The organism is Streptococcus sp. IsoGale021 (genome assembly GCF_031142795.1).
GTDB classification, from domain to species: domain Bacteria; phylum Bacillota; class Bacilli; order Lactobacillales; family Streptococcaceae; genus Streptococcus; species Streptococcus hominis.
On record NZ_JAKZJH010000004.1, the window covers coordinates 80,404 to 107,397 of the forward strand.

Below are 26,994 nucleotides of genomic sequence, written 5' to 3' on the forward strand. Positions count from 1 at the left end.
CTAAAAATCTTATAGGCTATAATGGGCTTATAAGATTTTTATTTTATTATAAAACTAATTTTGGAGGTAATCTTATGTCACTTATTGGTAAGGAAATTGTCGAGTTTACAGCAGATGCTTATCACGCTGGAAACGGGAAATTTATCACAGTTTCTAGTGAAGATTTAAAAGGTCATTGGAGCGTCGTTTGCTTCTATCCTGCTGATTTTTCATTTGTTTGTCCGACTGAGTTGGAGGATTTGCAAGAGCAGTATGCAGCTCTTAAAGAACTAGGTGTGGAAGTTTATTCTGTTTCAACAGATACGCATTTTACACATAAAGCTTGGCATGATTATTCAGATGCCATTGGAAAACTTGAGTACATTATGATTGGAGATCCATCTCATACCATTTCACTTGGTTTTGATGTGTTAGATGAAAGTGGATTGTCTCAACGTGGTACTTTTATCATTGACCCGGATGGAGTTGTACAAGCACTTGAAATCAATGCAGACGGTGTTGGGCGTGATGCTTCTGTCTTGATTGACAAAATCCATGCTGCACAATATGTACGTAGCCATCCAGGTGAAGTGTGTCCAGCTAAGTGGAAAGAAGGAATTGAAACGCTGACTCCAAGTCTTGATTTAGTTGGTAAAATTTAAGGAGGCTTATATGGCTTTAGATGAAACAATTAAAGCACAACTGAAGCAATACTTGGAACTTTTAGAATCTGATGTTGTATTTCAAGCGTCTTTAGGTCAAGATGAGCGTTCTGAGCAGGTGCGGGCTTTTCTAGATGAAATTGTAGCAATGTCTCCTCGCTTATCACTAGAAAATACAGAAACTAACCGTAAACCAAGTTTTACTGTGACACAAGTTGGTCAAGCAGGTCGTGTTCAATTTGCAGGTCTTCCCTTGGGGCATGAATTTACATCTTTTGTGCTTGCTTTGCTACAAGTCTCTGGTCGCGCACCAAAAGTAGAAGATGCTGTTATAAAACGAATTCAAGCTATTAAGCAGCCGCTTCATTTTGAAACCTATGTCAGCTTGACTTGTCATAATTGCCCAGACGTTGTGCAAGCACTGAATACAATGGCTGTGCTGAATCCAACTATCAGTCACACAATGGTCGAAGGAGGCATGTTTAGACAAGAAGTTGAAGACAAAAAGATCATGGCTGTCCCAACGGTTTTTCTAAATGGTGAAGAATTTGCGAATGGTCGTATGACAATTGAGCAACTGCTTGACAAGATTTCTGGACCTACTTCAAGTGAGGAATTTGACAAAAAAGAACCATTTGATGTGTTGGTTGTTGGAGGCGGACCTGCAGGGAGCAGTGCAGCGATTTATGCCGCTCGTAAAGGCATTCGTACTGGTATGGTCGTTGAAACTTTTGGTGGACAGGTGATGGAGACCGTTGGTATTGAAAATATGATTGGTACTCCTTATACAGAAGGACCTAAGCTGATGGCGCAAGTAGAAGAACATGCCAAAAAATATCCAATTGATATCATGAAGAATCAACGTGTGAAGAACATTGAGAAAAAGGAATTGATTGAAGTGGAACTTGAAAATGGAGCTGTTCTGAAAGCGAAAACGGCAGTTCTTTCTGTTGGTGCTCGCTGGAGAAATGTTAATGTTCCTGGTGAAGAAGAATTCCGAACAAAAGGTGTAACCAATTGTCCACATTGTGACGGTCCTATTTTTACAGGTAAAAAAGTAGCTGTTATCGGTGGAGGAAATTCCGGTATTGAAGCAGCGATTGACTTGGCTGGTCTGGCAGAGCATGTTTATGTGTTAGAATTTCTACCAACTTTGAAAGCCGATCAAGTATTGCAAGATCGGGTACACCAACTTGAAAACGTGACGGTTCTAACCAATGTAGCAACAAAAGAAATTCAAGGTTCTGATCAAGTGGAAGCTATTACTTATCTCAATCGTGCGAACAATGAAGAACATAAAATCGAACTCAGCGGTGTCTTTGTTCAAATTGGTCTTTTACCAAATACAGACTGGCTCAAAGATAGTTCAGTTGCTCTTAATGAACGTGGTGAAATTATTGTTGACAAACATGGTGCAACAAATGTTCCAGGAATTTTTGCGGCAGGTGATTGTACAGATAGCGCTTATAAACAAATCATTATTTCAATGGGTTCAGGAGCGACGGCAGCTTTGGGAGCGTTTGATTACTTAATTCGTCAATAAAAAAAACGAGAGTGGGACAGAAATCAATCATTCGAAGAATGTGATTTCGTCGTCCCACTTTCCGCACAGTTGGTTAGGATAGCCGCTATCACCGGTATGATTAGGAATAAGGATATCCAACCAACCACTGCGTCTTGCAAGCTAAACTATAAAATGCATGAGGCTGGGAACTTTTGTCCCGACCTCATTTTTTAATTTACACAAGATGCCGCTCAAAAGCATCGTCGGAAATGCCCTTTTCTAAGATTAGTTTGCACCATTCTTTAGCGGAAAAGAGGCTGTGATCTTTGTAATTGCCACAAGATTCGATAGTCGTACCAGGAACATCATCCCAAGTGGTGATTTCAGCAATTTCCTCTAAAGAGGCTTTTATGACTTTGGCAATTTCGGTTGTACTATGTCGTCCCCACATAATCATGTGAAATCCTGTCCGACAACCAAAAGGTGAGCAATCAATCATACCATCAATGCGAGTACGAATGAGCTTAGCTAGCAGATGTTCAATCGTATGAAGTCCAGCGGTCGGAATGGCATCTTCATTAGGCTGTACCAGACGAACATCAAAGTTGGAAATGATGTCCCCTTTAGGTCCCACCTCTTCGCCAATCAAGCGTACGTAGGGGGCTTTGACAATCGTGTGATCCAACTCAAAACTTTCAACAATGACTTCTTTGACCATAAATAAAACTCCTTTTACTTTTAATAAATTATACCATATTTTGCTCTAGCAAAGAAAAAATTTTCTGCTTAACAAAGCCAGACAGGAAAAAGGATTTGCGAAAAAGAATGTGAAAACAGTCACGTATTTATAAGAATTTAGTTTGTGAAAAATTGATTTTTATGATAAAATAATTAAGAATTTTACAATTCAATATCAATAATTTGAGGTAAAAACATGGAAATGATTTTTGCAGGTGTTTTTGCCGTCATCATTGGTTTAGTCATTGGATATGTAAGTATCACAGCTCGCATGAAATCAGCGAAAGAAGCTGCGGAACTTACTCTTTTAAATGCTGAACAAGAAGCAACTAATTTACGTGGACAAGCTGAGCGCGAAGCGGATTTGTTATTAAAAGAAGTGAAGCGCGAAAGTAAATCCCTTAAAAAAGAAGCACTGTTAGAGGCAAAAGAAGAAGCCAGAAAATATCGAGAAGAAGTTGAGGCAGAATTTAAATCTGATCGTCAAGAGTTGAAGCAATTGGAAAGTCGTTTGACAGAACGTGCGACAAGTCTTGATCGTAAAGATGACAATTTGACCAACAAAGAAAAAACACTCGAACAGAAAGAACAAAGTATTTCTGATAGAAACAAAAACCTTGAGGCGCGTGAAAACAAACTGACAGAGTTGGAGCAACACAAAGAAGCAGAATTAGAACGTGTTGCTGCACTCTCACAAACTGAAGCCAGAGATATCATTCTCACTCAGACTGAAGATAAACTATCAAAGGAAATTGCGACGCGTATTCGTGAAGCAGAGCAAGAAGTCAAAGAACGTTCTGATAAGGTGGCAAAGGATATTTTAGTTCAAGCCATGCAACGGATTGCAGGTGACTATGTTGCGGAGCAAACCAATTCAACAGTTCATCTGCCGGATGATACGATGAAGGGTCGCATTATTGGACGTGAAGGTCGGAATATTCGAACCTTTGAAAGTTTAACGGGTATTGATGTCATTATTGACGATACACCAGAAGTGGTGACTTTATCTGGTTTTGATCCTATTCGACGTGAAATTGCACGCATGACAATGGAAGCTCTGTTAAAAGACGGTCGTATCCACCCAGCTCGCATTGAAGAATTAGTAGAGAAAAATCGTCTGGAAATTGACCATAAGATTCGTGAATATGGTGAAGCAGCGGCTTATGAAATCGGTGCACCAAACTTACATCCGGATTTGATGAAGATTATGGGTCGCTTGCAGTTCCGTACATCTTATGGACAAAATGTATTGCGTCATTCTGTTGAAGTTGCTAAGTTATCTGGTGTCATTGCAAGTGAACTTGGTGAAAATGCTAATTTAGCTCGCCGCGCTGGTTTTCTTCACGATATTGGCAAAGCCATTGACCGTGAAGTGGAAGGCAGCCATGTGGAAATTGGAACAGAATTGGCTCGTAAGTATAAGGAACATCCAATTGTGGTCAATACAATTGCCAGTCATCATGGTGATGTAGAACCGGAAAGTGTGATTGCAGTTATCGTGGCGGCTGCCGATGCACTTAGTGCAGCTCGTCCAGGTGCTCGTAGCGAATCCCTTGAAAGCTATATCAAGCGCCTGCAAGATTTGGAAGAAATTGCCAATAGTTTTGAAGGTGTGAAAAATAGTTTTGCTTTACAAGCGGGTCGTGAGATTCGGATTATGGTCAATCCTGGTCAAATCAAAGACGATAAGATTACTATTTTGGCTCATGATGTGCGTGAAAAGATTGAGAATAACCTCGAATATCCAGGTAACATCAAAGTGACGGTCATTCGGGAAATGCGTGCTGTGGATTATGCCAAATAGACATTACTAAGAATGAATGTTTATCTAGCTAATGTATAATTTTAGGCAAGTAAGAGTGACTTGCATTGTTTTCTCAAAAAACAAGCATCTACCTATGCTAAAAAGCAGTTGAAAAAATACTGCTTTTTTGTTACACTAGATAGAAAGACAATGAAGGAGATATGATGGCGGATCGTGGCTTGTTAATCGTTTTTTCTGGTCCCTCAGGTGTGGGGAAGGGAACGGTTCGACGTGAGATTTTTGAAAGCTCAGACAATCAGTTTCAATACTCTGTGTCCATGACAACTCGTGCTCAACGTCCTGGTGAAGTGGACGGGGTTGACTATTTTTTCCGTACGCGAGAAGAGTTTGAGGAGTTGATTCGGCAAGGTCAGATGTTAGAGTATGCAGAGTATGTTGGCAACTACTATGGGACTCCTTTGACCTATGTGAATGAAACTTTAGATAAAGGGATTGATGTTTTTCTTGAGATTGAAGTTCAAGGTGCACTTCAAGTGAAGAAAAAGGTGCCAGATGCTGTCTTTATCTTTTTGACGCCACCTGATTTGGCAGAATTGCAAGATCGCTTAGTGGGACGTGGAACAGATAGTGCCGAAGTAATTGCCAAACGCATTGCCAAAGCAAGAGAAGAAATTGCTCTCATGCGTGAATACGACTATGCGATTGTCAATGATGAAGTTCCGTTAGCGGCTGAGCGTGTCAAGCGCGTCATTGAAGCAGAGCATTTCCGCGTGGAACGTGTCATAGGTCACTATCAAGATATGCTGTCAGAACAACTTTCAGTAAGATAAGAATTTAGAAATTAGGTACAAGATTATGATGTTAAAACCTTCAATTGACACCTTGCTTGATAAGGTGCCTTCAAAATACTCCTTGGTAATTCTTGAAGCAAAACGTGCTCATGAATTGGAAGAGGGAGCAGCTCCGACTCAAGAGTTTAAGTCCGTCAAATCGACACTTCGTGCTTTAGAAGAAATCGAATCTGGCAATGTCGGGATTCACCCAGATCCTGAAGGCAAGCGAGAAGCAGTTCGTCGACGTGCTGAGGAAGAACGCTTGCGCAGAGAAGAAGAAGAACGTAAAATCAAAGAACAAATTGCGAAGGAAAAAGAAGAGGGTGAAAAGATTTAAGGTTGGGTCAGCTCAATCTTATTTTTTCTTTTAATGAGAAATGAGAGGTGGTGAGAATATGCAACTTGCAAAAGTCATTGTGGATGTCCCTTTAATGCAGACCGATAAACCTTACAGTTATGCGATTCCGAAAGAATTTTCAACTATGCTAGAAGTTGGTATGCGTGTGCATGTGCCTTTTGGGAAAGCCAATCGCTTGATTCAAGGGATTGTCGTAGAGCTGACAGAAGAAACGACACCAGAATTGAAAGAGATTGTAGAGGTTTTGGACTTTACGCCAGTTTTAAATGAGGAGCAACTGTGGTTGGCAGAAGAATTGAGAAAATCTGTCTTTTCTTACAAAATTTCAATTTTAAAAGCTATGTTGCCGGGATTTTTGAATTCTAGCTATGATAAGATTCTCCATGCGCAACCTTCTTTGAATGGAGAAGATCGACTGCTTATTTTTGGCAATGCAGAACAGCAACATTTCTCATCGCTTGATAAAGAGCTGCAAGCTAAGGTAATGCGTTTGACACGGCAAGGGGCGATTCAGGTAGAATACCAAGCGATAGATCAAAAACATGTCAAAACAGAAAAATGGTATCAGGTTAATCACGAGATTTTAGGTCACTTGGTCATTCCTAATCGAGCTAAAAAAAAGCAAGCCTTGCGAGACATTTTGCAAGCTCAGACTGACATGTACCGTTTAGCAGATTTGAAAGAGAACTTTTCACGGGAAGTTATTCATTATTTTATAGAGCAAGCAGTCTTACAAATCGTTGAAAAAGAGGTGAGTCGTTCTAAGGCTTATTTTGAAAATGTTGCAACGGATTCTGCACTGGTGCTAAATGAAGAGCAAGGAGCTGCGGTTCAAGCTATCACGCAGCAAATCGGGCATGGTGGGAAGCCGTTTCTGCTAGAAGGAGTGACAGGTAGCGGTAAGACAGAGGTTTATTTGCAGGTCATTCAAGAGGCGCTCAGCCGTGGCAAGGCAGCCATTATGTTAGTGCCTGAAATTTCCTTGACACCACAAGTTACAAACCGCTTCATTTCGCGTTTTGGAAAGAAAGTAGCCATTCTTCACTCAGGCCTTTCAAATGGGGAAAGGTATGATGAATGGCGCAAAGTTGAGCGAGGAGAAGCGCAAGTTGTTGTTGGCGCCCGTTCTGCCATTTTTGCTCCGTTAAAAAATATTGGTGCAATTATCATTGATGAAGAGCATGAAGCGAGTTACAAGCAAGACTCTAATCCACGCTATCATGCACGAGATGTGGCTTTGTTGCGTGCGAAGTACAATCAAGCTGTCCTAGTGCTAGGATCGGCGACGCCGAGTTTAGAAAGCAGAGCGCGAGCTGGCAAAGGTGTGTATCACTTTTTGCAATTGACCAAGCGAGCCAAGCCGCAAGCTCAGATTCCTGAAGTGGAAATTGTGGATTTTCGTGATTATATTGGGCAAAATGAGGCTAGTAATTTCACTCCGGTTCTGTTAGAGGCAATCCAAGATCGACTAGATAAGAAAGAACAGGTTGTTTTGATGTTGAACCGACGTGGCTATTCTAGTTTTGTCATGTGTCGTGAATGCGGAACGGTTGATACCTGTCCAAACTGCGATATTTCCTTGACCTTGCATATGGATACGAAAAGTATGAATTGTCACTATTGTGGTTTCTCAAAAGGGATTCCTTATACTTGTCCGAATTGCTCCAGTCGGAGCATTCGATACTATGGAACTGGGACACAAAAAGCCTACGGTGAATTAGCAGAAGCCTTTCCGCAAGCTCGAATTTTGAGAATGGATGTTGATACCACTCGTAAAAAGGGCAGTCACGAACAAATCTTAAAAGAATTTGGTGAAGGGCGTGCAGATATTTTACTGGGAACGCAGATGATTGCAAAGGGGCTGGATTTCCCGAATGTCACTCTCGTTGGAGTGCTCAATGCAGACACGGCTTTGAATTTGCCAGATTTTCGTTCATCTGAGCGCACCTTTCAACTCTTAACTCAGGTTGCTGGGCGTGCAGGACGAGCTGAAAAGGAAGGTCATGTGATTATTCAAAGTTACAATCCGAAGCATTATGCGATTACTTTTGCGAAAAATCAGGATTATGAGGGCTTTTATGCTTATGAAATGAGTATCAGAAAGCAGTTGGCCTATCCACCTTATTATTTTACGGTGGGACTTACCTTGTCTCATAAAATAGAAGCAGAGGTCGTCAAAAAGTCATACGAAGTCTTGAATATGATACGTTCTGGCTTGTCAGATAAGGTTCAGATATTGGGACCAACTCCTAAGCCGATTGCCCGCACTCACAACCTCTATCACTATCAATTGATTATTAAATACCGTTTTGAAGAACACTTGCAAGATGTGTTGAATCAGATTTTGGATTGGACGCAAGAAAAGATCAATAAAGACTTACGCTTGAGTATTGATCATGAGCCACAAAGTTTTATGTAGCCTTATTTTTAGCCTTTTTTAAAGAAATACACGACTTCTTCTGATATAATAGTAAAAAAGAATGTGAGGAAACCATGACAAACATTATTTTTATGGGAACGCCAGATTTTTCTGCAACAGTGCTCAAAGGATTATTGGAAAGCAAGCAGTACGAGATTTTGGCAGTTGTAACCCAGCCAGATCGTGCAGTAGGGCGCAAAAAAGAAATCCGTATGACGCCTGTTAAAGAACTGGCTTTAGACTATGGCTTACCCGTCTATCAGCCAGAGAAATTGTCTAAAAGTGCTGAATTGGATAGTTTGATGAATTTAAACGCTGATGGTATCGTCACAGCAGCTTTCGGTCAATTTCTACCAAGCAAATTGCTAGATTCAGTTTGTTTTGCCGTTAATGTGCATGCTTCTCTATTACCCAAATACCGCGGAGGAGCTCCCATTCACTACGCCATTATCAACGGTGACAAAGAAGCCGGTGTGACTATTATGGAAATGGTTAAAGAGATGGATGCGGGGGATATGATTGCGCATCGAGCGATTCCTATTGAGGAAACAGACAATGTTGGGACGATGTTTGAAAAGTTAGCACTTGTAGGACGCGATTTGTTGCTGGACACTTTGCCGAGCTATTTGTCTGGGGATATAAAGCCTGTTCCGCAAGACAAAAATCAAGTTACTTTTTCACCAAATATTTCACCAGAAGAGGAGAGAATTGACTGGACCAAGACCAATCGACAAATTTTTAATCAGATTCGAGGCATGTATCCATGGCCAGTCGCGCATACGCTTTTAAATGGAGACCGTTTTAAAATTTACGAAGCTACTCCAGTAGAAGGAGCTGGTCATTCAGGAGAAATTCTTGCTATTGGGAAAAAAGAATTGATTGTAGCAGCTGGTGAGGGTGCACTTTCTCTGAAAACAGTACAGCCAGCTGGAAAGCCCAAAATGACTATCGTTGATTTTCTGAATGGTCTGGGACGGCAATTATCAGTAGGTGATTTCTTTGGTCAATAAAACAAAAACAGCGCGGCAAACGGCTCTTGCAGTTTTAGAAGCAGTTTTTTCAGAAGGAGCTTATTCCAATATTGCTCTCAACCAGGCTTTGCTAGAAGTACCTTTAAGTTCTGCAGACAAAGGACTTGTAACAGAAATCGTATATGGTACCGTTGCACGTAAAATCACTTTAGAATGGTATTTGTCTCATGTTATTGAAGATCGAGATAAGTTAGATTCTTGGCTTTATTTTCTCTTACTGATGAGCTTGTATCAGATACTGTATCTTGATAAAATTCCGGCGCATGCGGTCGTCAATGAAGCGGTAGAGTTGGCAAAGGTGCGAAAAAAGGGAAGCGAAAAGTTCGCCAATGCAGTACTGCGAGGATTATTGCGGGACGGTGTGGCAGATATAGGCAGTATTAAACGTAAAAACAAACGCTATTCTATTCAGTATTCTTTGCCAGTTTGGCTGGTTAAAATGCTGATTGAAGAGTACGGTGAAAAACGAGCTCTAGCCATTTTTGAGAGTTTATTTCTTCGGAATAAAGCCAGTGTTCGAGTGGGGGATTTAAGCCGTAAAGAAGAGTTGAAACAAGTGTTGCAGGCAGAAGATTCGCTATTAGCTCCGAGTGCGCTGGTGAAAAACCACGGTCATTTTGCAGGGCATGCCTTGTTTGAAGAAGGAGCTATTACTATTCAAGACGAGTCTAGCCAATTGGTTGCGCCAAGTCTTGAATTGCGCGGCGATGAAAAAGTGCTAGATGCATGCAGTGCGCCGGGTGGCAAAACCATGCACATTGCTTCTTACTTAACGACAGGGCAGGTCACGGCATTAGATCTCTATGAGCATAAGTTGGCTCTGATAAAAGAAAATGCACAGCGCTTAGGTGTGGCAGATAAAGTGATTACGAAAAAGCTAGATGCGAGAAAGGTTTTTGAAACTTTTGGGGCAGATGCCTTTGATAAAATTTTAGTCGATGCACCATGTTCAGGAATTGGCCTGATCCGACGGAAACCAGATATTAAATACAATAAAGAAAATGCAGATTTTGCCTCGTTGCAAAAAATTCAGCTTGAGATACTGGATAGTGTTTGTCAAAGCTTGCGAAAAGGTGGTATAATAACTTACAGTACCTGTACGATTGTTTCGCAAGAAAATTTTCAAGTTGTTGAGCAGTTTTTAGCAGCTCATCCAGATTTTAAACAGGTAAAACTAGAACATAATAGACAGGATATTCTAAAAGATGGCTGTATTTTAATTACGCCAGAATTGTATGGAAGTGACGGATTTTTCATCAGTCAATTCAAACGAATATCCTAAAGGAGGAAACTGACAGTATGGAAATTTCATTATTAACAGATGTTGGTCAGAAGCGTACAAATAATCAAGATTATGCCAATCAATTTGTTAATCGTGCTGGTATGACAATGGTTCTTTTAGCAGATGGTATGGGAGGTCACCGTGCCGGTAATATTGCTAGTGAAATGGCAGTAACAGACCTCGGTGCTGCTTGGGTGGATACTCAAATTGATTCTATTAATGGTGTCCGTGAGTGGTTCGCAGAACATCTCGAAACAGAAAATCAAAAAGTTCACCAATTTGGTCAAGATGAAGAATATAAAGGCATGGGAACGACGCTTGAAGCCTTAGCAATTATTGGCAATCAAGCAATTTATGCTCATGTAGGGGATTCTCGTATCGGTCTAATTCGTGGTGACAGTTATAAGCAGTTGACAAGCGATCATTCTTTGGTGAATGAATTGCTCAAAGCAGGACAAATTACGCCTGAGGAAGCAGAACGTCACCCACAACGCAACATCATCACGCAATCAATCGGTCAAAGAGGCGAAGTGCAGCCTGATGTTGGCATGATTAGCTTAGAAGATGATGATTACATTATTTTGAATAGCGATGGTTTGTCCAATATGATTTCAGAAAGTGAAATTTATGATATTATGACAAGTGATATTGCTCTTTCAGAAAAAGCGGAAACCTTGATTCGCTTTGCAAATAATGCAGGCGGTTTGGACAATATTACAGTTGCCCTGATTCATTATCATAAGGAGGATGCAGAATGATTCAAGTCGGCAAGATATTTGCCGGACGATATAGAATCATCAAACAAATTGGTCGAGGAGGCATGGCAGATGTCTACTTGGCGAAAGACTTGATTTTAGACGGGGAAGAAGTCGCGGTTAAGGTTCTAAGAACCAATTACCAGACAGATCCGATTGCTGTAGCACGTTTTCAAAGAGAGGCGCGAGCCATGGCAGATTTGGATCATCCTCATATTGTCCGGATTACCGACATTGGAGAAGAAGAAGGCCAGCAATATCTAGCAATGGAGTATGTGGCTGGACTTGACTTGAAACGCTATATCAAAGAGCATGCTCCTTTGTCCAATGAAGAAGCGGTGCGAATCATGGGACAAATCCTTTTGGCGATGCGTTTGGCGCATACGCATGGGATTGTTCACCGTGATTTAAAACCTCAAAATGTCCTTTTAACTCCAGATGGCGATGCAAAAGTAACTGACTTTGGAATTGCAGTAGCTTTTGCAGAAACGAGCTTAACGCAAACCAACTCTATGTTGGGGTCTGTACATTATCTATCACCAGAACAAGCGCGTGGTTCAAAAGCGACCGTTCAGAGCGATATTTATGCCATGGGGATTATTTTCTATGAAATGCTGACAGGACACATCCCTTATGATGGAGATAGTGCTGTTACGATTGCCCTACAACATTTCCAAAAGCCCCTACCGTCCATTATTGCTGAAAATCCAAACGTTCCACAAGCATTGGAAAATGTAGTCATCAAGGCAACGGCAAAAAAATTGACGGATCGTTATCAGTCAGTTGCAGAAATGTATGTGGATTTATCAAGCTGCTTATCTGCTGACCGTCGAAATGAGAAAAAACTAGTTTTTGATGACACTGCTAAAGCAGACACAAAGACACTGCCGAAAGTATCACAAAATACCTTGACTTCTGCGACGAAGTCAACACCTACTCCTACAAAAGAAGCAGTCAGTAGTAAGCCTACGCCTAAGCCAAAAGCAAAAAAGAAGCGCCGTTTAAGAACGCGCTATAAAGTTTTGTTATCAGCGGTGGTTTTAGTCATCGTAGCTCTGGTGGCTTTAGTCTATTTGAGTCCGTCAAATGTAAAAATCCCAGATGTTACTGGAAAAACTATTGCCCAAGCTCGTTCCGCTATTGAAACTGCAGGTTTGAAAGTTGGCAAGGAAAAAGACGAATACAGTGATTCTGTTAAAAAAGATTCAGTTATTCGCACCAATCCAGAAGCGGGAACGCAACGTCGTGAGGGCAGTACGGTGGATCTGATTGTCTCAAAAGGGACTAAAACTTTTATTATGGAAGATTATAAAGGTCAGAAAAGAGCAGATGCTATCAACAATCTGGTACAAAAATACAAGGTTTCAAAAGGCTTAATTAAAACAGAAGAAGTTGAAAGTAGTGAGTATGCGGCAGGAACAGTTGTTGATCAAACACCAGTAGCAGGCAGCACTTATGATTTGACTTCAAAGACCCGTATTACGTTAAAAGTAGCGAAGTCCGTTTCAAGTGTCACGATGCCAAGCTATATCGGCTCAACCTATGAATTTGCTTATAATAATTTGACGGAAGTGATTGGTATTCAAGGAGCGAATATTGAAAAACGTACGGTTACAACAGCTCCGGCGGGTACACAGGCAAATACAATTATCAGACAAACCCCAGAAGCTGGTCAGTCTTTGAATTTGAAGAGTGATCGCATTGTCTTATATGTATATGAGCCAAAAAACGAAGATTCTTCAACATCTGAAAGTAGTTCACAATCTGATAGCAGCTCAGATAAAACTAGCTCATCCTCTAGCAGTTCGTCAGCTAGTGGTAATGATGGAAGCAGCTCAAAAACACCAGACACAAGTGCTAGTGCAAGTAATTAAAAAAGAGAGAGGATAAAATCATAGTTTTGTTAAACCGATTTTCTCTCCCTCTTTTTTTGCACTCGTTTTACATCATTGATAAGCATTGTTTTTGCTCAATCAAGTTTATCCAGTATATTGTAAATAAAAATGTTAGCTTCTAGGACTACAAACTAGAACTTGAAAATAGTTTCTTCCAGTTCACTACCTTCTTTTCATACCTTAGCCGGAGGAATTTTTGTAAGTTTTTGATACAATAGAGTAAGAAAGGTATCGAGGCTATGAGAAAGATCCAATTTTTTATCTTTGTTGAATCTATTCTATTAACATTTGCATTAGTGACCATTTTGTCTGGTCATTTTTCACGTGTTATTCTTTTTTTGGTGCTCTTCTTGTTATTGCTCTATTATTATTTTGGAAAACAAAGAGGAAATTTTCTGCTAGTAACTTCTACCATATTGCTTTTTTTCATTATTATGCTCAATCCTTATGTCATTGCTGCCTTGCTCTTTGCGGTCATTTATGGCATGATTGTGGCTTATCCTTATATTTATAAAGAAAATGGAGTGACAACTCTCATCTTTGATGATGCAGTAGAACAAAAACGTGAAAAAAATCAATGGTTGGGAAATCTTCATCATTTTGGCTCATCGGATACCTGTCGATTTGATGACATCAATCTTTTCCGTCTCATGGGGAAAGATACGATTCATTTGGAACAAGTCATTATCACAAACCATGACAATGTGATTATTTTGCGAAAATTTTTCGGAAATACAAAAATCATCGTGCCAGTTGATGTGGCAGTCAGCCTGAAAGTGAATAATCTGTATGGTGAATTGCAGTTTTTAGATCAACCTGTTTATGAATTGCGAAATGAAAGTATCAGCCTAACGACATCTGACTTCAAGCGATCACATAAAAGCGTCAAAATTGTCCTGTCAACGTTTGTAGGGAATGTTGAGGTGGTTCGCAAATGAAAAAAGTCTACTATCTCTTGATTAGCTTTTATTCCCTACTCATTTTAGGAATCATTATTCATTATATTTTTAGCCTATTTAATTTTGATTGGCAACTGATTTTTAGTAATGTAGAGCGGTTGGAAAAGTTCAGTTTCTTTGTGATTGTACTGACTTTATCTCTGACGATGCTGATGATTTTAGGTGTTAAAGTGATTCAAATGGTCACTTTGTCTACCATTCAAACAAACCTAAAAAATGTTTTAGAAGGTCGAGAATTGCAAGAGATTCATCAGCCTGAAATTGATTCCTCTTTTCGGCTGGTTTCAGAGAAATTAACTCATTTGACAGAAAATCTGCAAAAGTCAGAGAACCGTGCCCTGCAAAATGAGGAGACGATTATTGAGAAAGAGCGCAAGCGAATTGCGCGTGACTTACATGATACGGTCAGTCAAGAGCTTTTTGCTGCTAATATAATTTTGTCAGGTGTGACAGGTCAAGTGGAGAACTTAGATACGGATAGCTTATCAAAACAATTGACAGGCGTATCAGGAATTTTAAATACTGCCCAAAGGGATTTGCGTATCTTGCTTCTACATTTGAGACCGACAGAGTTGGAGGGGAAGAGCTTAGTTGAAGGGCTGAACCTCATCTTGAAAGAGCTATCAGATAAAAGCGATATTGAGGTGAGTTTTCACCATGATGTTCAAAAATTACCGAAACAGATTGAGGAGCATATTTTTAGAATTGCTCAGGAAATTATCAGTAATACGCTCCGTCACGCCAATGCGAATCATTTAGATGTTTATTTGTATCAAACTCGGAATGAATTGCAGTTGAAAATGACAGATGATGGGATTGGCTTTGAGCATACCTCATCTGATGAATTGAGCTATGGTTTGAAAAATATGGAAGAAAGAGTAAATGACATGGCAGGAACAATGCAGATTTTAACCGCTCCGAAGCAGGGAGTGGCAATTGACATTCGTGTGCCATTATTGAAAGGAGCTTAGGATGCAGATTTTATTAGTAGATGACCATGAAATGGTAAGACTTGGCTTGAAAGGTTATTTGGATTTACAAGACGATGTGGATGTAGTGGCAGAAGCTTCAAATGGTCGCGAAGGAGTTGAAAAAGCTTTGGAGTTGCACCCAGATGTGATTATGATGGACATTGTCATGCCTGAAATGAATGGGATTGAAGCGACGCTTGCCATTTTAAAAGAATGGCCTGAAGCTAAAATTCTCATTTTGACTTCTTATTTGGATAATGAAAAAATTTATCCAGTTTTAGATGCGGGTGCTAAAGGATATATGCTAAAAACTTCTAGTGCTGATGATATTTTACGAGCGGTCCGAAAAGTAGCCAAGGGTGAACTTGCTATTGAAACAGAGGTCAGCCAAAAAGTAGAATATCATCGAAATCATATTGAATTGCACGAAGATTTGACCGCGCGTGAGCGAGATATTTTAGGACTACTGGCAAAAGGTTATGAAAATCAACGCATAGCAGATGAGTTGTTTATTTCTTTAAAGACAGTGAAAACACATGTGTCCAATATCTTATCAAAGCTAGAGGTGAGTGACCGTACACAAGCTGTTGTTTATGCTTTCCAACATCACCTTGTCCCACAAGATGATATTTAGTGGTATAATAGAAAACAGAATAATTGCTAGAGGGAGATTATGGACGCAAAATTAAAGTATAAAGCCAAGAAAATCAAAATCGTCTTTTTCGATATTGATGATACGTTGCGGGTGAAAGATACTGGCTACATTCCGGACTCTATCAAAACGGTGTTTAAACAGCTAAAAGAAAAAGGAATTTTGACAGGAATTGCTTCAGGGAGAGGGATTTTTGGTGTAGTGCCAGAGCTGAAAGCATTGCAGCCGGATTTCTTTGTCACCTTAAATGGGTCCTATATTGAAGATAAAGCAGGAAAGGTTATTGCGCAAACCCCGATTGATCGAAATTTAGTAAAAACTTATATCGCTTGGACGAAGGAAGTTGGGATTGACTTTGGTCTCGTTGGTAGTCATGAGGCAGCGCTTTCGACGCGAACACCGCTTATTGATGAAGCCATTGATATTGTTTATCCTAATTTACCTATTCAGCCGGATTTTTATCAAGATCACAACATTTATCAAATGTGGACATTTGAAGATGTTGGAGATAGCTTGCAATTGCCTAAAGAGTTAGAAGAACATCTACGATTGGTTCGCTGGCATCCGCATTCATCAGATGTAGTTCTAACAAATGGTTCAAAAGCATCTGGAGTTGCGACAGTTGTGGAGCATCTAGGGTTGAAGCCTGAGAATGTGATGGTTTTTGGAGATGAACTCAATGATTTAGAATTGTTTGATTATGCAGGTATCAGTATTGCTATGGGCATTTCCCATGAAAAGATCAAAGCAAAGGCTGACTTTGTGACAAAAAAAGTAGAAGAAGATGGTATTTTTTATGCTTTGGAGGAATTAGGAATGATAGAAAAAGAATTACATTTTCCACAAGTAACGATGGAAACAGCAGAAGGACCGAAAGCGACTATTAAAACCAGCCACGGTGATTTGAAATTTCAATTATTTCCAGAACAGGCACCGAAGACAGTGGCTAATTTTATCGCTTTATCAAAAGATGGCTACTATGATGGCGTGATTTTCCACCGGATTATCAAGGATTTCATGATTCAAGGTGGTGATCCAACTGGTACGGGTATGGGTGGCGAATCTATTTATGGAGAAAAGTTTGAAGATGAATTTTCTCCGGAACTGTACAATATCCGTGGTGCACTTTCGATGGCCAATGCTGGTCCGAACACAAATGGCAGTCAATTTTTTATTGTGCAAAACAGCAAGATTCCTTATGCACAAAAGGAATTGGAACGTGGTGGTTGGCCGACACCAATTGCTGAGATCTATGCAAGCAATGGTGGAACGCCGCATTTGGATCGCCGGCATACTGTATTTGGGCAATTGCTAGACGAGGCTTCTTATCAAGTGTTAGATAAGATTGCGGCAGTTGAAACTGGTGCAATGGATAAACCGCTTGAGGATGTCGTGATTGAAACCATTGAAATTGAGGATTGAGATGAAAATTGGTGAAAAACTAAAAGGCCGAATTACTGGTATTCAGCCTTATGGTGCTTTTGTGGAACTAGAAACGGGTGCCATGGGATTGATTCATATCTCAGAAATTCGGACAGGCTATATCGAAAATATCCATGAAATTCTGCATGTTGACGATCAGGTCTTGGTGCAAGTGATGGACTATGATGAATTTTCGGGCAAGGCTAGTTTGTCAATGAGAACTCTGGAAGAAGAGAAGCATCATTTTCCTAAACGCCATCGCTTTTCAAATGACCATTACAAGATTGGTTTTGCACCGCTCGCTAAAAATTTGCCGACTTGGACCAAGGAAGCAATGGGTTTTCTGAATCAATCAAAAGAAGAAACCAAATGACAAGAATTGTGATATTTTCACATAAAAGACCCCCTCAATAAGAGAGCATTGTATCTTATTGAGGGGGTTATTTATTCTCATACATTTTCAGGTGGATATCAATTCTGTATTCTTTGTTCAAACCACTATCACATTAAAGCATATTCATCTGGCAGCATGATGGTTTCTTTGCCATTATTGTCAGTCACAAAGATTTCTCGTGGAAAAAATGGATCGAAAGCGTCATTAAAATCAAAAGAGACAGTAGTTGACAGACTTGCCTCGGAAAATCGAAATGTTAATTTTCCTTGATGGTTGATGAGTTCGAATCGAAGAAGTTCATCTAATTCAAACACACCTTTTAAAAAATTATCAATGATGTACCAGAAAGAATCAATAATGTCATCTGGCAAACTTGTTACAACGCCAAAGCTGGCATAACGTCCACGTGTATTTGTAAAAGCCATTGTTTCTTCCTTTCTGTGCTCATTCATCAAAGTATTTTCTATATGATACATAAAATAAGCTTGAATTGCAAGAAATTGTTCTTTGAAAATCAAAAAGGACCAGAGGTCCCTTGACAACTTTAGCGATTCTTTAGCTCTACATAACGTTTGTACCAAATATTGACATAGGCCTGTGAAAAAGGTCCACGCTCATTATTAATCCAGTCTACTAAGATTTTTACATTTTCTTTGAGAATGTAATCTAAATCATTGGAGTAGCTCATCTGCCGTTTGTGGCGCTCGTATTCATCTACATCCAGCAATCGCTTTTCACCATTGGTGAAGACTTTGACGTCTAAATCATAATCTATGTATTTTAATGCTTCTGCATCAAGATAATAGGGGCTGGCTAGATTACAATAGTAGGAAATCCCATTTTCGCGGATCATAGCGATAATGTTAAACCAATATTTTTTATGAAAATAGACAATAGCTGGCTCACGTGTCACCCAACGCCGCCCGTCACTTTCTGTGACCAAGGTATGGTCGTTGACACCAATAATGGCGTTTTCAGTTGTTTTTAGTACCATGGTGTCGCGCCAAGTGCGGTGCAGACTTCCATTATGCTTATAACTTTGAATTGTAATAAAGTCGCCTTCTTTTGGAAGCTTCATAATCTACCAACTTTCTACAATTTATCAGGTTATCGCTTTTATTGTAACATATTTTCATGAAAAAACATAAATAAACCTTACATTTTTTATAGATATTCTTTGAGAGCGCTCGCAATATCAGAAAAATCAAAGCCTTTGCGTGCGAGTGCTTGAGTAAGGCGCTGCTTTAAATCATAGCCGTCGTATTTTTGGGAATACTTGCGGTATTGTTTGTCTAATTCTTTGTAAAGCAATTCTTGTTGTTTTTCGTCATCGTCTTCTATGGTAAGGCTTTGGTAAGCTATTTTTGCTTCTTCATAGGAAAAGCCTTTATTGATGAGCTGTTGTAAGATTTTATCGTGAAGCGCTTTTTCTGGGAGCTTCCCTTGATATTTTTTGAGTAATTTTTGAGCAACTGTTTCTGCTAGGTTTGTAAAATCATGTTGATGCAACTCATCATCAATGATAGAAGCAGCAATTCCTTTTTGCATTAACTTTTGCTTGAGCGCATACGCACCTTTGTCTCCTGAGAGAAGATTGGAATGGATAAATGAATGAGTATATTTGGCATCATCTAGCCAGTTGTCTTTTTTTAAGTTGTCAATAACGTGAACAATCGTTTCCTCTTCCATGTCGTGCTTGCGCAAATAATCATTGACTTCCTTTACAGTACGCTGCTTGAAAGAAAGATGATACAATGCCAGATTTTTTCCATAAGAAAATTGAGCATATTCTTGGATTTCTTTCAGCTCTTGCTCAGTAATGTTCATGCCTTTTGATAACATAAAATGAACAATGGTATCTTCGGTGATATACAGTTTTTCCGTCTCATCCAGCTCTAAGAGATAAAGCCGCTTTTTCTTTTCAATTTTTGTAATTTTCATGATTCTATTATACCTCAAAATATGGTAAGATAGGCTTATGAATCTGAAAGTAAAACAAAAAATCCCCTTGAAAATCAAAAAAATGGGAATCAACGGGGAAGGGATTGGATTTTATAAAAAGACATTGGTCTTTGTACCAGGTGCTTTAAAAGGTGAGGATATTTTTTGTCAAATCACGACGGTTAAGCGTAATTTTGTCGAAGCAAAACTGTTGACGATTAACAAACACTCCAAGTATCGAGTAGAGCCTCCTTGTGAGATTTATGAAAAATGCGGGGGCTGCCAGATTATGCACTTGCATTATGACAAACAGTTAGAATTTAAGACAGATCTGCTGCGGCAGGCTTTGAAAAAATTTGCACCTCAAGGTTATGAAAACTACGAGATTCGTCCAACGATTGGTATGCAAGAACCTCAATATTATCGAGCGAAGTTGCAGTTTCAAACACGGAAATTTAAGGGAGATGTAAAAGCGGGTCTTTATGCGCAGAATTCTCATTATCTGATTTCTTTGAAAAACTGTCTGGTTCAAGATAAAGTAACGCAGAAAATCATCAATAAAGTGGCTCTCCTTTTGGGAAAGTACAATCTTCCTATCTATGATGAGCGCAGGAGAGCTGGCGTTCGGACAGTCATGATTCGCAGGGCTCGAAAAACAGGTCAGGTGCAGATGATTTTTGTCACGGGAAAGAAGTTGGACTTTTCTCCAGTCATTCGTGATTTGTCAGCAGAATTTCCAGAGTTAGAAACAGTAGCGGTCAATTACCATACGACAAAATCAAGTGAAATCTATGGAGACAAGACGGAGATCATCTGGGGAAAAGAGACCATTCAGGAAGGTGTTTTGGATTACGAGTTTTCCTTATCGCCTAGAGCTTTTTACCAGCTCAATCCAGAGCAAACAGAGGTGCTTTACAATGAAGCAGTTAAGGCTCTGGATGTCGATTCAGAGGATTGTTTGATTGATGCTTATTGTGGCGTGGGAACGATTGGCTTTGCTTTTGCTAAAAAAGTGAAATCTCTTCGCGGCATGGATATTATACCAGAAGCTATTGAGGATGCTAAGCGAAATGCCAAGAAAATGGGGTTTGACAATGCTTATTATGAGGCTGGGACTGCTGAAAGTATTATTCCTCGCTGGTACAAGGAAGGCTATCGAGCAGATGCCTTGATTGTGGATCCACCACGGACTGGCTTAGATGATAAGCTGCTTGAAACGATTGTTCGTTATGCACCGAAGAAAATGGTTTATGTCTCCTGTAATATCTCTACTCTAGCTAGAGATTTGGTGCAATTGAGCAAGGTCTACGATGTTCATTATATTCAATCTGTGGATATGTTTCCACACACAGCCAGGACCGAGGCTGTAGTGAAGTTGATAAAGAAAGAGGATTAGAATGGATATTTGGGAAAAAATGTATGAAGAAGCCAAGAAGCTCTATGATCCGCATGAGGTATCGCCCTTTGTGTACGCTAATCATGTTGTAGCAGCTATTGAAGCAGAGGATGGAAAGATTTATACAGGCTTTTGCTTTGAAGGAACCTGTGGTGTCTTTCATCTCTGCGCTGAAAGGGCAGCAGCTTTTAATATGTATCAGTATTCTGGACAGACAAAAATGAAACGAGTATTGGCTTTTCGTGATAAACCGCCTTATGGCGGAGGTTCTGGTATGCCTTGTGGGGCGTGTAGAGAATTTCTAATGGAGTTGAATCCTGAAAATCGTCATCTGGAGTTTATGTTGAATTTTGAAAAACGAGAAACGATTACTTTGGGAGAACTCATGCCTTACTGGTGGGGGCAAGAACGTGCTGAAAATGACGGAAAATGATATGAAGCACTTTTACTGTATGTTAGAATAATATACGAGGCACTTTCTAACAACGAAAGTTCAAAGGATCAGGATGTAAAAATTGCAAAGAAGGTATTCTGTAGCAATGCTATTGATATTTTATAGTATTTGGTAAATGGAATAGAATGACTTGTTCATGAGTGAGTCTAGTTTGAGGCAGATGACAAATAGGCGACAGAAGTTGAGCAGTAAAATGAAACGCAAATATTTTCAACTACTTCAGCAATAGAAAAACTTGTAGAAAACAATCTCTACAAGTTTTTTTATTTTACAAGGAAATATCTGTGTTTTCCAATGCTTTTTGTGCATCTGAGACGATTGTTTCAATGATTTCTTTGCATGGTCGGATTTCTTTTATCATACCAGCAATTTGACCGCACATCATGGAGCCGTTTTTTGTGTCTCCGTCATATACAGCTTTTGAGAGAGCTCCAATAGTAATCTCTTCCAGTTCCTCACGGCTGGTACCTTTATTTTCAAGTTCTATATAATGGTCTGTCATTTCGTTTCGGATACAACGAACGGGGGCACCCGCCCTCCTGCCTGTGACAGCTGTATCTGTATCATTTACCTTGAGAACGGCTTCTTTATAACTTTCAGCGATTGGGCATTCTTCTGATGCGAGAAATACCGTACCGAGTTGAACTCCTTGTGCGCCTAAAACGAAAGCAGCAGCAAGCCCGCGACCGTCTGCAATACCTCCTGCACCAATCACGGGAATATCAACTGCATCAGTAATTTGTGGCAGCAAAGCCATAGTATTGGTGCTACCGATATGACCCCCCGCTTCAGCTCCTTCAGCGATAACAGCGTTAACACCTAATTCCTGCATTTTTTTAGCATGTTTCACGCTGGCAATGACCGGAATAACCTTGATACCTGCTTCTTTGAGAGCGGGCAGAATGAATTTAGGGGTGCCAGCACCAGTTGTCACAACAGGAACTTTTTCTTCGATGATAACATTCACAAGCTCTTCAACGTTTTTCAACATCAGCATCACGTTAACAGCGAATGGTTTGTCTGTGAGTTTGCGCAATTCACGAATTTCGTCGCGTAATTGGTCGCCAGTCATGCCACCTGAAGCGATAATCCCCAAGCCACCTGCTTCTGAAACAGCAGCAGCCAATGGATAGTGAGAAATTTGCGCCATAGCACCCTGAAAAATTGGATATTTAATGTTTAATAAAGTTGTAATAGACATACTATCTCCTCAGTCCTATTTTTAAAATTATTATATCACGATTATAAAAGCGTTTTCAAATCCGTGATTTAATAACTTTTCTTTTGTTTGTGAAATATTTTGCTTTGAAGAGAGGATTTATCAATTATTTTAATTGTGAAAAATACAGAATCATTTTATTATAATAATTACTTATACTATATTAAAAATAGTTATAGATACTTAATTCAGAAAAATGGAATGAGGCAAAGATAAGGAATGTGTTGATTTTGCTTAGAAAGCAACTGTATTTTGTGTTATAATAATAGAAAAATGTTCATGAGGTGAGAAATGGACAATATCATTGATGTATCAATTCCTGTAGCAGAAGTAGTGGATAAACATCCGGAAGTGCTAGAAATTTTGGTAGAACTTGGTTTCAAACCACTTGCTAATCCAATCATGCGCAATACGATTGGGCGCAAGGTGTCGTTAAAGCAAGGTTCTAAGTTAGAGGGAACCCCTATGGATAAAATTGTTATGACATTGGAAGCAAATGGCTATGAAGTGGTGGGGCTAGACTAATGATAGATGAACGAATTGATATTTTGAAATCTATTTTGCTGGATTTGCATCATGGTGCAAATCCAGAAGAGGTTCAAGAGCAGTTTAATAAGCATTTTACAGGCGTTTCAGCTATTGAGATCAGTCTTATGGAGCACGAACTGATGAACTCGGATACGGGTGTAACCTTTGAGGATGTTATGTCGCTTTGCAATGTTCATGCGAATCTTTTTAAGGGAGCAGTGAAAAATGTAGAAGTTGCAGATACAGATTATCCGGGACATCCAGTCCAGATTTTCAAGCAGGAAAATCTAGCTCTTAGAGCGGCTCTGTTGCGGATCCGACGCCTCCTTGATACCTATGCTCAAACAGATGATGCAGAAATGAAGACAGAGTTGGAAAAGGGGTTGATGCGCCAGCTGGGCTTGGTCGGTCAATTTGACATTCATTATCAGCGCAAGGAAGAGCTGATGTTTCCGATTATGGAGAAATACGGTCATGACTCGCCACCCAAGGTTATGTGGGGTGTGGACGACCAGATTCGAGAGCTTTTTTGCGAAGCAAAGACTGCTGCTGAAGATTTGTCTAACCTAGGTATCGAGCCAGTTCGAGCAACATTTGAAAATTTTGCGGCTGAATTTGAGGCGATGATTTTCAAGGAAGAATCCATCTTGCTTATGATTTTGCTGGAATCTTTCACACAGGACGATTGGTTGAAAATTGCAGAAGAAAGTGGTGCCTACGGTTATGCGATTATCAAGCCGACTGAGAAATGGGTACCAGCTCGTCAATCATTCACGGAGGCAGAAAAAGAGGCTGCTGAGAAGACTGGAAGCGAAGCGGCAGCTAGTGATGAGCTTATGTCAGACGGTACTATTCAGCAGGTCATTGAGACACCTGATGGGCAGGTCACCATTTCTTTTAAGCCAAAAAAGAAAAAGGCAGAAAACAATTTTGATCGACAGACCCAACAGTCTTTTGGACATGGCTATTTGTCAGTGGAAGAGGCAAATCTAATCTTGAATCATCTGCCGATGGAGATTACCTTTGTCAATAAGGAGGATATTTTCCAGTACTACAATGACAGTGTGCCAGCTGATGAGATGATTTTTAAACGGACGCCGAGTCAAGTGGGGCGCAATGTCGAGCTGTGCCACCCGCCTAAGTTTTTGGAGAAAGTTCGCTTTATTTTTAAGGAATTGCGCGAAGGCAAGCGAGACAAGTTTGTTATGTGGTTTAAGTCGGAGTCGCGGGGAAAATTTGTTCATGTGACGTATGCAGCAGTGAGAGATAAAGCAGGAGAATTTCAAGGTGTGCTGGAATATGTCCAAGATATTCAGCCTTTCCGTGATATTGAAGAAGATTTCTACCGAGGAGTAGATTAGAAGGAATATGATGACGTACGAACAGGAATTTTTAAAGGATTTTGAAGCTTGGGTCAAAACTCAGGTGACTATCAACGAAATGGCTCTTGAAGAAAGTCAGAAAGTTTATGAGGAAGATAAAGATGAACGCGCTAAAGAAGCTGCGATTCGTTATGAGAGCCGCCTAGATGCCTATCAGTTTCTATTGGGGAAATTTGCCAATTATCAAGAGGGCAAGGGATTTCATGACCTACCAGACGGACTTTTTGGACAGAGAAATTATTGATTTTCTCTAGAAAACATGTTAAACTAAATGCATTAGAGGTGTTTTGAATCCCATTTGTCACAGAAAGCGGTGTTGCTGAGAAATCCGCACAAATGTCAAAACTGGTTGCTAAGGCTAAAATTGAAATAATGGTGTCTTTTTGTTTACTTTTAGGACTAGGCAGTGAGTTACGGGCTGTACTGGCGTACGCCTAAGCGAGCTAACAACGTGATAAAAGATGAACAAGAAGACCAGAGTTGCGGGCGTCTGCCCGAAATTGGGTGGTACCGCGGATAAACACATTCGTCCCTGTCATGGATATGGTAGGGGCGATTTTTTATGGAAAGCGAGGGAGGAAGATGGAGCAAGTACAATTACCAGAACGATTAGAAACCGAACGGCTCGTCCTACGAGTCCGCACAGTAGCTGATGCTGAGGATATCTTTGACTACGCCAGTTTACCAGAAGTGACTTGGCCAGCTGGTTTTCCACCTGCGGAAAGCGTGGAAGAAGAGGAAAATTATCTCGAAAACATTATGCCCAAACGCTGGATTGAGCAAAAAATACCGTCTGGTTATGGTATCTGCTTAAAAGGGACAAATAAAGTCATTGGCTCGATTGATTTTAATAATCGCCATGCTGATGATGTTCTTGAAATGGGCTATTTGCTTCACCCAGATTATTGGGGGCAAGGGATCGTGACAGAAGCTGCGCGTGCGCTGTTGGAAGTTGGATTCACCCTACTCAATCTTTACAAAATCGAAATTGAATGCTATGGATACAACAAAGCAAGCCAGCGTATTGCTGAAAAACTTGGCTTCACCCTCGAATCTCGCGTCCGTGATCGCAAAGATGCACAAGGTAAACGCTGTGATTTATTGCGATATGGATTGCTGGGGAATGAGTGGGAGGAAAAATGAAAAGATTATTTTTGTATCTGTTGGCGTTACTACCTGTTATATCTGTAGTTTCTTTGTTACTATTAGCTATTTTGCTTTTTCCGATAACTTTACTTCCAAATAGTATTTTACCAGTTGCTCCTATATATATTGTTGAGATTATTTTAGGAATACTACTGGGTTTATATGGATTTAGATTAAGAAGGATGCAAATAGATAATAAACTTCAAATTATCTATTGGATTATTTTAGGAGCATCAGCTGGAGTGCTATTACTTTTGAAATATAGATTAATTATTTTGTTACAGCCATTGTTACCCATAATTTATGCTATAGTATTTGAACATATATTTATAAGTTTTAAAAAATATGTTCAAAAAAGTAGAGATGCATTTGTAGTTCTTAATTCATTTGATGCGTTTTTTATTGGCTTTTATTTTCTTTTAAAATTTATTATAAAGTGTAAAACAGATGTTATAAATAGCTTTTTAAACAAATTGTCTATACCTCAGGATGATCTTGAGTTGATTATTATAATTTTAACTTTAATAGTATTGTTCGTACTGATACCTGCTTTTAGAGGATGTCTATCTGTTTGGTTCTATAAAAAACAAAACGGAATTCGTAAACAATTTGGAAAAGTATTTTGGAATTTGTATCTAAAATCATATTTTGCTTCGTTTATATCTATATGTTTGTATGCTACCTTATTTTTTCAACTAGATACATTACAATTTAGTACAATATTAGTCTTTTTAATATATATGTCATTAAATATTTACTTTTGGATGTATGTATATGAAGGTATTGACAGAGGAGGAGATGACAAAAAAGAGGTGATATTGAATTGGGTATTAATTGGTTTGGTATCAATCTTTTTAGTTCTTTTAGATCAAATTGAAAGTGACTTAATTGGAATTTTAACATGGTTTTTACCGATATTATTGCCAATTTTTATTGGGGAAGTGAATAGCATAATCCCCAGAGGATATTTAAAAACTCCTACACCTGTTATGAAGAAACATATTTATTGGCTTCAAATGATGAGTTTTAATACATTACTTGTGTTTAATATAGTGTCTTCTATATTTACAAAGCAAATATTAAAAAAAAATCAAATGGAACAAATCAATTCTTTAAAACTCTTTCTTATTTCTGTATTAGATCGGGGGACATCTTCAAATTTTACATTAGGTATTTTTGTTTCATTTATTATGTTGCTATGTTCAATGGCTATTGCTTATGTACTCAGTAAAGTAATGATATATTTAATACGAAGAACATATATAGAGACTTCAAATAGATATTTTAATTAGATTATTTAGAAAGGACA

27 protein-coding genes are annotated in these 26,994 nt (G+C 39.4%); 22 read left to right on the plus strand and 5 right to left on the minus strand.

Annotation, left to right across the window (positions count from 1 at the left end; all coding sequences use genetic code 11):
* Positions 1-74 precede the first annotated feature (74 nt).
* A complete protein-coding gene (ahpC, locus tag RG565_RS04430) occupies positions 75-641 on the plus strand; it encodes an alkyl hydroperoxide reductase subunit C (RefSeq protein ID WP_151380047.1) in 567 nt (188 codons plus the stop codon).
* A gap of 10 nt (positions 642-651) precedes the next feature.
* Entirely contained in the window at positions 652-2,184 is a 1,533-nt protein-coding gene (ahpF, locus tag RG565_RS04435; RefSeq protein ID WP_151380046.1) for an alkyl hydroperoxide reductase subunit F, read from the plus strand.
* Positions 2,185-2,380: 196 nt separating this feature from the next.
* Here ahpF and RG565_RS04440 read toward each other — a convergent pair whose 3' ends face one another.
* Entirely contained in the window at positions 2,381-2,863 is a 483-nt protein-coding gene (locus RG565_RS04440; RefSeq protein WP_003043493.1) for an S-ribosylhomocysteine lyase, read from the minus strand.
* Between the two features lie 216 nt (positions 2,864-3,079).
* Between RG565_RS04440 and RG565_RS04445 the strand changes: the two genes are divergently transcribed.
* The 13 genes from RG565_RS04445 (at position 3,080) to RG565_RS04505 (ending at position 17,598) form a co-directional block, all read left to right on the plus strand.
* The gene (locus RG565_RS04445) at positions 3,080-4,687 is read left to right on the plus strand and encodes a ribonuclease Y (protein WP_247905493.1); all 1,608 of its coding nucleotides are present in this window, start codon (positions 3,080-3,082) and stop codon (positions 4,685-4,687) included.
* Between the two features lie 164 nt (positions 4,688-4,851).
* Positions 4,852-5,478 carry a guanylate kinase gene (gene gmk, locus RG565_RS04450; RefSeq protein ID WP_003043430.1) on the plus strand — a complete coding sequence of 209 codons (627 nt, stop codon included), beginning with the start codon at positions 4,852-4,854 and terminating at the stop codon, positions 5,476-5,478.
* Between the two features lie 25 nt (positions 5,479-5,503).
* Complete coding sequence (gene rpoZ / locus RG565_RS04455; RefSeq protein ID WP_003031464.1) at positions 5,504-5,818, plus strand: DNA-directed RNA polymerase subunit omega; 315 nt, start codon at positions 5,504-5,506, stop codon at positions 5,816-5,818.
* 58 nt (positions 5,819-5,876) lie between these two features.
* Positions 5,877-8,258 (plus strand): primosomal protein N', encoded by a 2,382-nt coding sequence (locus RG565_RS04460; protein ID WP_247936758.1) that lies wholly within the window; start codon positions 5,877-5,879, stop codon positions 8,256-8,258.
* 74 nt (positions 8,259-8,332) lie between these two features.
* Positions 8,333-9,268 carry a methionyl-tRNA formyltransferase gene (fmt, locus tag RG565_RS04465; protein ID WP_049533520.1) on the plus strand — a complete coding sequence of 312 codons (936 nt, stop codon included), beginning with the start codon at positions 8,333-8,335 and terminating at the stop codon, positions 9,266-9,268.
* Complete coding sequence (gene rsmB / locus RG565_RS04470; protein WP_059221096.1) at positions 9,258-10,571, plus strand: 16S rRNA (cytosine(967)-C(5))-methyltransferase RsmB; 1,314 nt, start codon at positions 9,258-9,260, stop codon at positions 10,569-10,571. Before fmt ends, rsmB begins: the two co-directional genes overlap by 11 nt.
* Positions 10,572-10,588: 17 nt before the next feature.
* Positions 10,589-11,329 carry a Stp1/IreP family PP2C-type Ser/Thr phosphatase gene (locus RG565_RS04475; protein ID WP_247936759.1) on the plus strand — a complete coding sequence of 247 codons (741 nt, stop codon included), beginning with the start codon at positions 10,589-10,591 and terminating at the stop codon, positions 11,327-11,329.
* Complete coding sequence (gene pknB, locus RG565_RS04480; RefSeq protein ID WP_247936760.1) at positions 11,326-13,200, plus strand: Stk1 family PASTA domain-containing Ser/Thr kinase; 1,875 nt, start codon at positions 11,326-11,328, stop codon at positions 13,198-13,200. Before RG565_RS04475 ends, pknB begins: the two co-directional genes overlap by 4 nt.
* 260 nt (positions 13,201-13,460) lie before the next feature.
* On the plus strand, positions 13,461-14,159 hold the full coding sequence (liaF, locus tag RG565_RS04485) for a cell wall-active antibiotics response protein LiaF (RefSeq protein ID WP_049533516.1): 699 nt from the start codon (positions 13,461-13,463) through the stop codon (positions 14,157-14,159).
* Positions 14,156-15,151: a sensor histidine kinase gene (locus RG565_RS04490; protein ID WP_247936761.1), complete on the plus strand. Its 996-nt coding sequence runs from the start codon at positions 14,156-14,158 to the stop codon at positions 15,149-15,151. Before liaF ends, RG565_RS04490 begins: the two co-directional genes overlap by 4 nt.
* A 1-nt stretch (position 15,152) precedes the next feature.
* Positions 15,153-15,785 (plus strand): response regulator transcription factor, encoded by a 633-nt coding sequence (locus RG565_RS04495; RefSeq protein WP_003028406.1) that lies wholly within the window; start codon positions 15,153-15,155, stop codon positions 15,783-15,785.
* Between the two features lie 39 nt (positions 15,786-15,824).
* Positions 15,825-17,225: a bifunctional Cof-type HAD-IIB family hydrolase/peptidylprolyl isomerase gene (locus RG565_RS04500; RefSeq protein ID WP_247936762.1), complete on the plus strand. Its 1,401-nt coding sequence runs from the start codon at positions 15,825-15,827 to the stop codon at positions 17,223-17,225.
* 1 nt (position 17,226) lies between these two features.
* The gene (locus tag RG565_RS04505; protein ID WP_003043143.1) at positions 17,227-17,598 is read left to right on the plus strand and encodes a S1 RNA-binding domain-containing protein; all 372 of its coding nucleotides are present in this window, start codon (positions 17,227-17,229) and stop codon (positions 17,596-17,598) included.
* A gap of 128 nt (positions 17,599-17,726) precedes the next feature.
* On the opposite strand, the gene RG565_RS04510 is transcribed toward RG565_RS04505, so the two are convergent.
* From RG565_RS04510 to recX, 3 genes are all read right to left on the minus strand, one after another.
* On the minus strand, positions 17,727-18,044 hold the full coding sequence (locus RG565_RS04510; RefSeq protein WP_003043378.1) for a DUF960 domain-containing protein: 318 nt from the start codon (positions 18,042-18,044) through the stop codon (positions 17,727-17,729).
* 119 nt (positions 18,045-18,163) lie between these two features.
* Entirely contained in the window at positions 18,164-18,697 is a 534-nt protein-coding gene (locus tag RG565_RS04515; RefSeq protein ID WP_003028401.1) for a DUF402 domain-containing protein, read from the minus strand.
* Positions 18,698-18,783: 86 nt separating this feature from the next.
* The gene (gene recX / locus RG565_RS04520) at positions 18,784-19,560 is read right to left on the minus strand and encodes a recombination regulator RecX (protein WP_106082895.1); all 777 of its coding nucleotides are present in this window, start codon (positions 19,558-19,560) and stop codon (positions 18,784-18,786) included.
* A 37-nt stretch (positions 19,561-19,597) separates the two neighbouring features.
* Here recX and rlmD point away from each other — a divergent pair, with 37 nt between their 5' ends.
* Both rlmD and RG565_RS04530 read left to right on the plus strand, forming a co-directional pair.
* A complete protein-coding gene (gene rlmD, locus RG565_RS04525) occupies positions 19,598-20,956 on the plus strand; it encodes a 23S rRNA (uracil(1939)-C(5))-methyltransferase RlmD (protein WP_268732181.1) in 1,359 nt (452 codons plus the stop codon).
* Position 20,957: 1 nt separating this feature from the next.
* Positions 20,958-21,389, plus strand: coding sequence for a cytidine deaminase (locus RG565_RS04530; protein ID WP_151380038.1), 432 nt, complete (start codon positions 20,958-20,960; stop codon positions 21,387-21,389).
* 289 nt (positions 21,390-21,678) lie between these two features.
* Here RG565_RS04530 and RG565_RS04535 read toward each other — a convergent pair whose 3' ends face one another.
* Entirely contained in the window at positions 21,679-22,611 is a 933-nt protein-coding gene (locus RG565_RS04535; RefSeq protein WP_247936780.1) for a nitronate monooxygenase, read from the minus strand.
* Positions 22,612-22,920: 309 nt separating this feature from the next.
* Between RG565_RS04535 and RG565_RS04540 the strand changes: the two genes are divergently transcribed.
* From RG565_RS04540 to RG565_RS04560, 5 genes are all read left to right on the plus strand, one after another.
* A complete protein-coding gene (locus tag RG565_RS04540) occupies positions 22,921-23,154 on the plus strand; it encodes a DUF1858 domain-containing protein (RefSeq protein ID WP_247936781.1) in 234 nt (77 codons plus the stop codon).
* Positions 23,154-24,518 (plus strand): DUF438 domain-containing protein, encoded by a 1,365-nt coding sequence (locus tag RG565_RS04545; RefSeq protein ID WP_247936782.1) that lies wholly within the window; start codon positions 23,154-23,156, stop codon positions 24,516-24,518. Before RG565_RS04540 ends, RG565_RS04545 begins: the two co-directional genes overlap by 1 nt.
* A gap of 10 nt (positions 24,519-24,528) precedes the next feature.
* Positions 24,529-24,783 (plus strand): DUF1912 family protein, encoded by a 255-nt coding sequence (locus tag RG565_RS04550; protein WP_022525301.1) that lies wholly within the window; start codon positions 24,529-24,531, stop codon positions 24,781-24,783.
* A 338-nt stretch (positions 24,784-25,121) separates the two neighbouring features.
* A complete protein-coding gene (locus tag RG565_RS04555; protein ID WP_180363944.1) occupies positions 25,122-25,682 on the plus strand; it encodes a GNAT family N-acetyltransferase in 561 nt (186 codons plus the stop codon).
* Positions 25,679-26,977, plus strand: a complete 1,299-nt coding sequence (locus tag RG565_RS04560; protein WP_070670927.1) for an ABC transporter permease — start codon at positions 25,679-25,681, stop codon at positions 26,975-26,977. Before RG565_RS04555 ends, RG565_RS04560 begins: the two co-directional genes overlap by 4 nt.
* The last annotated feature ends 17 nt before the right edge of the window (positions 26,978-26,994 follow it).